This is a genomic window from Bacteroides sp. 51 (assembly GCF_010500965.1).
In the GTDB taxonomy this organism is placed as follows: Bacteria; Bacteroidota; Bacteroidia; order Bacteroidales; family Bacteroidaceae; genus Bacteroides.
Genome location: NZ_QVMI01000002.1, coordinates 132735 through 143864, shown reverse-complemented (window position 1 = coordinate 143864; position 11130 = coordinate 132735). Strand labels below are relative to the sequence as shown.

Sequence of the window (11130 nt, the reverse complement as noted above, 5' to 3'; positions counted from 1 at the left end):
ATGAAAAAAATAATCCTGTTTTCCGCTTTGTTGGTTTTGGCAACCAGTTGTGACGACTTGTGGGATCCTGCCAAAGAAAACTACCGCGAGAAAGAAGAAATGTACGAAGAAGCAAACTACGCCCTTGGTATTCTGATGAACGGCTATACCCGTATTCCTACCGGCAGTTGGAGTTTCAACGATGTGGCTACCGATGATGCTGTGAGCAACGATGCTACGAATGGCTACCGCAAACTGGCTACAGGCGAGTGGACATCCAATAACAATGCTGTAGATAAGTGGACAACTTGTTACGCGGCTATTCAGTATATGAACATAATGCTCGAAGAGAGTGACAAAGTGAAGTGGGACAGCAATGAATCCCTGCGCGAAATGTTCAATGACCGAGCCAAAGGGGAAGCTTATGCTTTACGCGGACTATTCATGTACTATCTCTTACAGGCACATGCTGGCCCTACGGCTACCGGAACAATGATGGGCGTGCCTATTTATACGGAGAGCCAAACACCTGAGAGCAACCATAATGTGATGCGTGTCACTTTCGATCAATGTTTAGAACAGATGTACGGCGATTTCGACCGTGCCGAAGAACTGTTGCCGCTTGACTTTACGGATATAAGTTCCGAAGCCGAAATACCTGCCCGATATGAAGGTGTAACCGTCGGTGATTATAACCGTGTTTTTGGTGCCTATTCACGCCAGCGTATCGCCCGCCGCATTATTGAAGGGCTGCGCACACGTGCCACTCTTTTGGAAGCCAGTCCGGCTTTCAATACACAGAGCAATGTAGACAAATGGGTCATAGCAGCAGATGCCGCTGCTACAGTGCTTAACCGTATTGGTGGAGTAAGTGGTTTGGCTTCGGCAGGAAACAGTTGGTACAACAACCGTGCCGAAATAGATGGACTGGCAGAAGGTAACAATCCAGGCGAGATTTTATGGCGTACAGGTGTTGGCAATAGCCGCAACTTGGAAGAAGATAATTATCCACCCACGCTCTATGGTAAAGGACGGGTAAATCCTACACAGAATCTGGTAGATGCTTTTCCGATGAAGAACGGTTATCCAATATCGGATAGTCGCGGTAGTTATGAAAGTGCTAATCCTATGAGTAACCGCGATCCGCGCCTAACACTCTATATTGTAGCCAATGGTGACCGTATGGGACCTTCGAATAGTGTAATCAATACCTTGGGAAGTAGCAGTAACGACGGGGTAAACCAGACCGAAACATCTACCCGTACTGGTTACTATATGCGTAAGTTGCTTCGTACAGATGTTAACTTATCGCCTCTGTATCTCAATGAGCAGAAGCATTATGTACCGCACATTCGATATACAGAAATATTCCTCAATTATGCTGAAGCCGCCAATGAAGCTTGGGGACCTACGGGATCCGGTACGCATGGATATTCTGCATACGATATCATCAAGGCTATCCGCACCCGCGCCGGAGTGGGTACCACTAACGGTGACCCTTACTTGGAAGACTGCAAGCAAAGCCAGAGCCAAATGCGCGAGTTGATTCGTAATGAGCGTCGACTGGAACTGTGCTTTGAAGGCTTCCGTTTCTGGGACTTGCGTCGTTGGAAAGTGTCTTTGGAGGACTTGACTGAAACTGCCCGTGGTACTAATCTAGTAAACGGTGTGCAGATCTACTCCAACATAGAGAACCGCATCTATAAAGATTATATGTACTATGGTCCCATCCCTTACAGTGAAATCCTGAAGTGGGATAATTTGAAACAGAATACGGGTTGGTAATTACACTATATAAATATGATTATGAAACGAACTAAATACATATTTGCCACATTGGTGCTGGCACTGACAGCTTGTCAAAACAGCGACATTGATTTCCCCGACTTTGATTACCGTACGGTCTATTTCGCTACGCAGACGCCGGTTCGCACCCTTGTTTTAGGTGAAGACCCGCAGGTGGACAACCGGATAGACAACGAGCATAAGTGCGTAATCAAGGCTACTACAGGAGGCGGTTATTCGAACTCTAACAATATTGTGATACGTTATGCCGTGGACAACTCCATGGTAGAGAACTTATACTTCAGTGAAACGGGCGAAAAGATTTACGCCATGCCCGTAACCTACTACAATCTTTCTTCAGATCAAATGGAAGTTCCGTCGGGAGAAATCACGGGTGGTGTTACGGTGGAGTTTACTCAAAACTTCTTTAACGATAAGAATGCCATTACAAACCGTTACGTCATCCCTTTGCGTATGACACATGTAGAAAGTGCCGATTCTATTTTGCGCGGCCAATCCAGTCTGACAAGCCCAAATCGTTTTATTCAGAGCGATTGGAATGTACAGCCCAAAGATTACGTGCTTTACTGCGTGAAATACATTAATCCGTGGCATGCCCATTACCTGCGTCGCGGTATCGATGAAATAACAGGTGCTCCAGGATATGAGAGTCTAATCAAAACAAATAAACGCCATGCCGAATACGTAGAAAAAGATGAGACGGTGATGTTGACCACGAGTGCCTATCGTTCCGTAAAACTGTCGCTCAATGCAAAGGATGAAGAAGGAACCAACATTCCTTACACAGCCGAGATTACTTTCGATGAAGAAGGCCGCTGCACGGTGGCTTCTGCCGAACCGGACAAATACAGCATTGCAGGTACCGGACAGTTTGTAGAAAAAGGTGACAAGAAAAGTTGGGGTGGTAAAGACCGGAATGTGCTTTACCTGGATTATACGGTAGAACTTAAGGAATTAACCTGCCATACGCTAGATACACTTGTTGTGCATTATCGAGGAGTAACGAAGGAAGAATTTACACCAGAATACAAATGATAGTTCTCTTAAAACCGAAAAGATTTATGAAACACAATATCATTATCTCAACCTTACTGTTAGCGGTTATTCTTTGCTGTGCCGCTTGTACGGACAATGACCGGGAGTTTTATTTAGAAGCTCCGGAGTTGGAAGGACCTACCGACTTTGAACCTGCCGACCTGCCCGTGTTACACGTGGAGGGACGTTACCTAAAGGATGCCACCGGAAATATAGTTAACCTGCACGGCTTTGCGCAGACTTACAGTCCCTACTTTAATAATGGCGCATGGAGCGGTTACGATGTTGACGCTTGTTTGAACTATAACCAGAAGTGTATTGATGGCGTACTAGCTGCCGGTTGGAAGATGAACTTCATCCGCCAGCACATGGACCCGCATTGGACCAGTCCGGGTGCTCCCAACGAAGCCAATGCTCACATTTATTTTGATGTAGACCGGTTTATGAAATACCTTAATGTTGTGTTCATTCCCATGGCTGAGTATGCCATTGAACGTGGTTGCTATGTGGTGATGCGCCCTCCGGGTGTATGTCCGGAAACCATTGCCGTGAACGATGATTACAACGACTATCTAATACAGGTATGGGACTCCGTGTCCAGCCACCCTCGCATCAAGAACAATTCGCACATCATGTTCGAATTGGCTAACGAACCGGTGAACATCGTGGGTACGGATGGAACAGTGGGTGCTTCTACCAATGCTCATTTCGAGGCTTTGCAACTATTTCTGCAACCTATTGTAGACCGTATCCGCGAGAATGGCTGCAACAACATCATTTGGTTGCCTGGCTTGGGATACCAGTCACTCTACCAGGGATGTGCTACATACAAAGTAGAAGACAGCAACATGGGTTATGCTGTTCACTGCTATTGTGGATGGTACGGCAGTGATGCCGAGCAGGATAGTGGTGAAGGCATAGGCACACCAACCGGAACCGGATATGCCAGTTTCCAGCAAGGTTGGGATAAACAAGTAGGTCCCGTGTCGGATATCGCACCCATCATGGTGACCGAAATGGACTGGGCTCCTGTTAGCTATAACAGTTCCTGGGGAAAAGGAACCACCGGAACGGCTGGGGGATTCGGCTTCGGTGCTAACTTCAAATATATAACCGACAACAGCGGTAATGTGTCCTGGTTGTTATTTACCGAGCAACAACACCTGACAGAGTTCAAGGATGAACCAGGTACGGAAGGCAACTATACCTTCCTTAATGATCCCGAGGCTTGTCCATGGCCCATCTACCATTGGTTTAAGGAGTATGCCGGAGGTGCAGTCGATCACGGTTCATTAGTAGAGATTTCTGTGAAGGATGTAACAGGCAACGAACTGACACTTTCTACCGGTTCTGAGAAATACCTGTTGGTACAGGCTAAGTACAGCGATGGAACTACAGAACTGGTAACGGCCAGTTGTTCGTACGTAAGCACCAATTCGGAAACTTTCCCGGTAGTAAAAGGACGACTGACGGCACTGGCCGACGGTGATACCCATATTACGATTACTTATATTTATAAGGGCGAAAGTAAAGAGTTGACGCTCCATGTAACGGCTTCCAGCTTTGACTTGAACGAACTCAATCCGCACATCTGGGATCCGGAAAACGTAGCTTCTTATAATACAGTTTCTCACCGTCTGATTACTGCCCCTTACGGCTTTGGTGGCTGGCAATACGCAAGCGGACTCGACCTGTCAGCCTCAAACTACTTGGTGGTAGAACTGAGCCAAGGTACGAATGTGGATAGCGAAACTTCGTTCAGATTGTTCGACATTGACAATTATTGGACTAGTGCTGCCGAATATCCCGTGAAAGATTATCGCTTGGTCATTGACCTGCGCGACATGAAGAACGGGAATGGAGACAAAGTCGATCCGTCGCATTTGTACATTATTGGATTCTGGACATTCGGAGGTGCAGACAATGCCGTAGTCATTAACCGTATCTATACCACTCAGACAGCACCAACAGATACGTATACACCGCCTGTGCCACCCGATGAACCGGGTGAACCGGTTGATCCTATAGACCCTGTTGATCCGATCGATCCTGTCGATCCTGTCGACGTAGACCTGTTCCCGTTGAGCGACCTTAATCCAAGCATTTGGGAACTAGGTACATTCGACCCGAATACCCACGAACTGTTAACGGGCGTATGTGGCTTCGGAGGTTGGACGCTGGAAGCAACAGGAGAATCCTGGGACTTGAGCAAATATCGCTATCTGATAGTAGAATTGAATGAAGGATCAGCCTATGATAAGAACGGTTGGAGCTTCCGCCTCTTCGACAATGGCTATTGGGGCGGTCAGGTAGAAATCTCCATGGCAGACGAAGTGACAAACAACCGCTTGATAGTGGACTTGAATGCCACTTGGATGATGACCAATGGTAACCTCCTGAATACATCAAAGGTCAACATTGTCGGTTTCTGGTCCTTTGGCGATCCCGATCCGATTTACATCAAACGCGTGTATGTGGCGAATGAATCTAATTAAAAACACACTATAATCAAGCCAATATGAAAAAGATATTATATACAGTTTTTGCAATAACATTATTGTGCCTGCCCTTTGGGGCTTGCACAGACAATGCAATGAACGACGACCCCGAAGAGCCCTTCACCGATCCTATTCCCATGGAGGATTTGGAAGAGAGCACGGTGACGTTCGGCAATCCGATTATTTATTCCGATGTGCCCGATCCTTCGGTAGTGCGCGTGGGCAATGACTACTACATGGTGTCAACCTCCATGCACCTGGTACCCGGTGCGGCCATTCTACACAGTACCGACCTCAACAACTGGCAGACAGTGGGCTATGCGTTCGACCGTCTGGAAGGAAGCCCTGCCGCTAACTTCGAGAATGATCCCGACATAGGTCGCAACGACATCTACTCGCAAGGATCATGGGCTTCCTCGCTGGCTTACCACAATGGTAAGTTCTACTGCCTGTGGAACACCTGGGGGTTCGGCTCGAATGCCACTTCCTATATTTCCTCTGCCACTGATCCCGCCGGACCGTGGGAAATAGAACAACGCATGGATCGGCTCTTCTATGACGCTTCGCTCTTCTTCGATGATGATGACAAAGCTTATATCTTTGCCGCTCACGCCGAGACTATTACATTGCTGAATCCTGACCTTTCAGCCAGTTCAACCGAGTATATCTTCTCTACCGGTGCCTACGAAGGCGAGGGATATCAGGTGCGTAAGGTCGACGGACGCTACTACATCTTCATGATGTGCTGGCCCAGTGGAAGCGTACGTTCAGTAGTCTGCCTCCGTGCCGACAATATTGCCGGACCATACACTGCCCGCATGGTGCTGAGTAGCAAAATAGGAGGTAGTAATGGCATAGGCGACGGTGTGTCGCAAGGTTGCGTAATAGATACTCCCGACGGCAAATGGTACGGTCTGTTCTTCACTGACTTGGGACCAGTGGGACGTTGTCCTGTGCTGACTTCCTGCAAGTGGGAAAACGGTTGGCCGATCTTTGGAACCAAGCTTGGCGAAGTGGAGACCGATGTACCTGCTCCGTCGGGCAGCAACCAGTATAGTCGGCCTGTGGTAGTACAAAACGATGACTTCGATGCCGGCAAACTGAACCTGATGTGGCAATGGAATCATAATCCAAGCGCCGCTCACTGGAGCCTTTCGGCACGTAGTGGCTATATGAGGCTAATCACCGGGCACATAGCCACCGACTATTTCCATGCCCGTAACACGCTGACCTGCCGCACTATGGGTCCGGCTTGCCGTGGCGACATTGCGCTGGACTTCTCCGCAATGAAAGATGGTGATCGGGCCGGACTTTCCATGATGCAATACCAATCAGGCCTGGTGGGTGTGAAGAAAGAGGGTGGAAGTTACCACCTCTTCATGAGTGACGGTGTTCAGGATGGTATCGTGACCGAACGCACTTCTATTCCTATTAGTCAGACTAGTGTTTACCTGCGGGTAACGGCAAACTTCGACACCAACAAGGCCAAGTTCTACTACTCGCTTAATGGAAGCCTTTGGGTGGAAATAGGCAATGAAATGACCATGACGTATGATTTGTTGAACTTCGTGGGTAACCGTTTTGCCATCTTCAACTACGCCACTAAACAGACGGGTGGCTATGTGGATGTTGACTACTTCCGGTTCAGCAGGATGTAACCGTCATCCGAATTTGAATACTATTTAAGTAAGTATAACTTTTTTATTAATCATTAATTTTTTAAATCATGAAAAACAAGCATTTTTTACATTTTGCTGCGATAGCAGCTACCATGCTGATGTTTACCAACTGTAGCAATAACGAAACCGTTTTAGGTGAAGTTCCCGAAGTAGTAGTCCCTGCAACCAAAGGCCATCCGCTCACCATTACTGCCTCTATCGATGGAGGTACCGCAACGCGTATGGTTAGTGAAGAAGGCACGAACGGCATTAAACTAACTTGGGATCTGGCCGATAAGCTTTATCTTTTGACAAGTGCCGATGGCACCACTTGGGACAACATCTATTATACCTTTGGGGCTAAAGAAGTAGATACAGACAACGCTTCAAAGGCAACCTTTGTATGCGAAGACTTCGACTTCCCCATTGGAACCACAAAAGTAAAACTCATTTACACCTCAGGCGACGTAAGTGCTAAAGCCGATTTGGAAAAGACAGCACAATCGCTGGGTCAACAAAGTGGAAAGATGGCCGATGTTGCCAAATACCTCCACATGGAGACTGCAGCACTTACTGCCACTTCCGAAGATGACGTGAAAAACCTGACAGCACAACTTGCTCACTCAAACGCTGTGATGAAAGTGGTAATTGCCAAGAGTGATATTGAATGGGGCAACGACTATGTACCTGCTCAAATTACAATGAAACTGGAAAGCAGCAGCCTACAGTTGCGAGGTACCACTGACAATACAATCACCATCAATAACACAACGGCTTGGACTGCTGATAATAAGATTGTTGCCAACGTTGTGGTATGCATGGATGGCAGTGCTTCTGCCAACGATCGTTGGATCTTTACAACAAAAGACGCTCTGGGCAACTCCCTGATCAAAGCCACTGCATCGGCCAAAACATTGGAAGGCGGTAAGCGCTACAATGCACCAATGACGTTCTTTACTGGCGACTATTTTCCATTACTATCTCAATATTTCGTCAATTTTACCGATGGAGGAACCTTCGATGAATCTACAAAAACACTCGTTACCGGAATGTATGGAGCAATGGGCTGGAGTTTCGAAACACCCCTGAACCTGTCTGCCTATAAATACCTTGTTATTGAAGCCACAGACGGCTACAACAAAGGAACTCAATTTAGAATGATTGACGAAGGTGGATTCTGGGGCGGAACCCAAGCGCAACCTCTGATAAGCGATGCTAAGACCGTTCTCGAACTAGACGAACTTGATGCAGGACTCGATGAGGCTGGTACTTTTACTCCTACACGGAAACTGAACAAAGCCAATATTACCAATATTCCTATTTGGAGCTTTGGTGGCGAAGATCACAAACTGGTATTTAGCAAGATTTACCTCACTAACACTCTAACAGATGAACCAACTCCTCCTACCGGTGATGGTAACACAAATATCACTGCTCCCGGTATTGATGATAGCGGTGAAGATGCATTCTAATCTGTAATGTTCATATCGGTTTGTAGTAATAACCAATAAAATCATCCTAAAATGAAGAAGAAATACTTCCCTCTCTTGATAATGACAGCCCTCGTGCTGTCTTTATCAGGGTGCAGTGACGACGACGAGCCGCAAACTACCGTGCCACAGCAAACCACCGAAAGCCAATCTGTTAGCTTGACGCTTTCGCTGGGAATGCTGACGCGCGCCGTAGGAGCGGATATCGGCACCAGAGGAGTGAAGACACACTGGGAACAGGGCGACAAGGTTTACTTTAGCTACACCAAGACCTTTGCCACCGACCAGGAGATACTGAACGTCTTTACCATCAGCCAAATTGACGCGGCTGATGCAGGTTCTGCCCTTTTTACCTGCTCGCAATTCATCATGCCTCGTGGCATCGAAGAAGGAAAGTTGGTTTACGTGGGCGACAAGGAGGTGCAATCATTATCAGATCTACTACCGCAGGGCATCGACCTGGGTACGCAGCTTCAACGAGGTAACAATAGTTTGGCTGGTATCAGCAATTATCTGCACATGGAGAGCGGTTGGTTTCGTGCCAGTAGTGCGGAAGAAGTTGAACTGGCTGCTCCCCAGATGAAGCATAGCAACTCGCTAGTCACCTTGCAAATAAAGCGTCCCGAAGGCTGGACGGGGCAGGTGTCCGAAGTGGCACTTACGCTGAGCAGTGACAACGTCACCCTATTAGGTACCACGGACAACCGCATTGTGCTGAAGTTGGAAGATGCTGGATGGGACGATAACTACATTTTGGTACACTTCATCGTTCGCATGGAAGGTATAGTGAATATCGGTAATCTTTGGAAAGTGGAGGTATTATCTTCCGATTCCAAAGAACTGAAATTGACTTTCCCTGCTAAACAGTGGGACGCAGGAAAGCATTATACGTCTCTCATCTCGGACGATCTATCGGATTACGAAACACCTGTGTATATCGAAGTACCTGGGTTTGAGGATGCGGGCAACGCGTTTTGAAATTTAAACATCCTCCTCCCCCTTTGAATAGAATGGAGGATGTTTAACACTGTATTCTATTACAAATTGTACACCAAAGCATTCCTATTAAACATCGTAACTCATATATAATGAAATGCTTTCATACTATATAACCTCGACCTTGTATCAAGGCATTCGATCGGGAAAGACAAAAGAAGTACTCCGTACACTCGAACATGCCGCCATTTATTTGCACATTACCGAAATTTATACCCTTTTAGCCTCTTAACAATAAAAGAATTTGGAATATGAGGATGGAAAGTTTCTGCGTTCGTGTGACTGTCAGCTATCGTCAGATTAGTTTTTTATTTCCCCCTTTTTAAAGAGCATAATGATCTTGAGACAATCAGTTTTATTGGCATAGGCTACTCAGTTCTAATTACGAACAAATTAGTAATGGGGAATCTGTCTGAGAGAATGCCTTGCCAGCATTCTGGTGGTTGATAAGAGGAGGGATTTCTTATATCACTGGTGTCTTTTTATTCCCGCCCATGAATTAAATATAAAAAATACAAACATTGTTCATTTACTTTTTTGCCTAGGGTAATATTTATAATATCATTCCAATTTGATTAATTTTATGACCAACAGATATTCTTTTAATCTATTTCTCCCAATTAAAATACGATTATTTATGTACATTTCAAATTAACCAAGGATTCTTATACGGATCATAATCATTCTGAAATGTAGCCATCTGCCAATCCATTACAGGCCTATGTTCATCAATAACCTTTCTTGGTATTTGCGGATTTAGCTTTAGTTTCGCCGCATCACTCAACCATTTCATTGACTCTTCATAATCCTTAATCCGCACAATAGAAACATTATTGGGGGCTATTAACTTTGTGAGCTCATACAAAGACAACCGAACAAAGTGTTTCTTCAAATTGTAGTTTCTTGGATCACCTGATGAGAGGTTCGTCCCTATCTTAGGAATATCAGCATTCACATCAATCTCGGGACGAAATACTACTCCATTATAGACGATGTATTCGTGACTACTTAATTCATAATCATTGTATTCCGGATTATAATCAGCAATTGCACCCCAATTGTTCGAATCAAAAGGATTAATACTATTATCAAACCCTTCCTCAGATATTAAAGTATAAAAGTTACTTTCATATATAACTACATCCCACAACTTATAATCTATTGGCAACCACTCGGAAAATTCAACTATCTCCCATCCGTTTACTAAAGGAATACGAATATTTCCAAATTTATAGCCATGATCTTCTACACATATGAAAGCCAAACCATTATAAAAGACTATATCGTCTTTATAATAGGTTCCAAATTGTGAATAAGGTTTAACTTCTTGAATCTTATTTACTAAATCACTATATTCCTCCCAATAACACATATCTGATGGTGCTTTATAGCCTGACAAGGATCGTATTACCTCATAAATATTCTCTTCATAATACAAGTGAGCACCTACCGGATAAGTTATCGATCTTTCATATTGAGCAATATACTTCCCTTTTCTGAGTTCATTTTCTATCTCATAATTCTCACTCAAATACTCGACAATACTCATTTCAGCCGATTCTTCAGCCTGAAGAATCCTTTCCGGAGCATTGCGTAGCAATTGAGATAATGCCTCTTGAGTAATTATACCATAATAATCATTCGTATTCAAAAATCGTCGATACATAT

7 protein-coding genes are annotated in these 11130 nt (G+C 45.3%); 6 read left to right on the top strand and 1 reads right to left on the bottom strand.

The window, feature by feature from the left end; translation table 11 throughout:
• The 6 genes from D0T87_RS02600 (at window position 1) to D0T87_RS02575 (ending at window position 9444) form a co-directional block, all read left to right on the top strand.
• Window positions 1-1764 carry a RagB/SusD family nutrient uptake outer membrane protein gene (locus D0T87_RS02600; protein ID WP_163172554.1) on the top strand — a complete coding sequence of 588 codons (1764 nt, stop codon included), beginning with the start codon at window positions 1-3 and terminating at the stop codon, window positions 1762-1764.
• A gap of 21 nt (window positions 1765-1785) precedes the next feature.
• Complete coding sequence (locus tag D0T87_RS02595) at window positions 1786-2820, top strand: DUF5627 domain-containing protein (protein WP_239063433.1); 1035 nt, start codon at window positions 1786-1788, stop codon at window positions 2818-2820.
• Between the two features lie 26 nt (window positions 2821-2846).
• On the top strand, window positions 2847-5315 hold the full coding sequence (locus tag D0T87_RS02590) for a cellulase family glycosylhydrolase (RefSeq protein ID WP_203558590.1): 2469 nt from the start codon (window positions 2847-2849) through the stop codon (window positions 5313-5315).
• 23 nt (window positions 5316-5338) lie between these two features.
• Window positions 5339-6976, top strand: a complete 1638-nt coding sequence (locus D0T87_RS02585) for a glycoside hydrolase 43 family protein (protein WP_163172551.1) — start codon at window positions 5339-5341, stop codon at window positions 6974-6976.
• A 68-nt stretch (window positions 6977-7044) separates the two neighbouring features.
• Complete coding sequence (locus D0T87_RS02580) at window positions 7045-8448, top strand: hypothetical protein (protein WP_163172549.1); 1404 nt, start codon at window positions 7045-7047, stop codon at window positions 8446-8448.
• 81 nt (window positions 8449-8529) lie between these two features.
• Window positions 8530-9444 carry a hypothetical protein gene (locus tag D0T87_RS02575; protein WP_163172547.1) on the top strand — a complete coding sequence of 305 codons (915 nt, stop codon included), beginning with the start codon at window positions 8530-8532 and terminating at the stop codon, window positions 9442-9444.
• A 664-nt stretch (window positions 9445-10108) separates the two neighbouring features.
• Here D0T87_RS02575 and D0T87_RS02570 read toward each other — a convergent pair.
• Window positions 10109-11128: a hypothetical protein gene (locus D0T87_RS02570; protein ID WP_163172545.1), complete on the bottom strand. Its 1020-nt coding sequence runs from the start codon at window positions 11126-11128 to the stop codon at window positions 10109-10111.
• Window positions 11129-11130 lie beyond the last annotated feature (2 nt).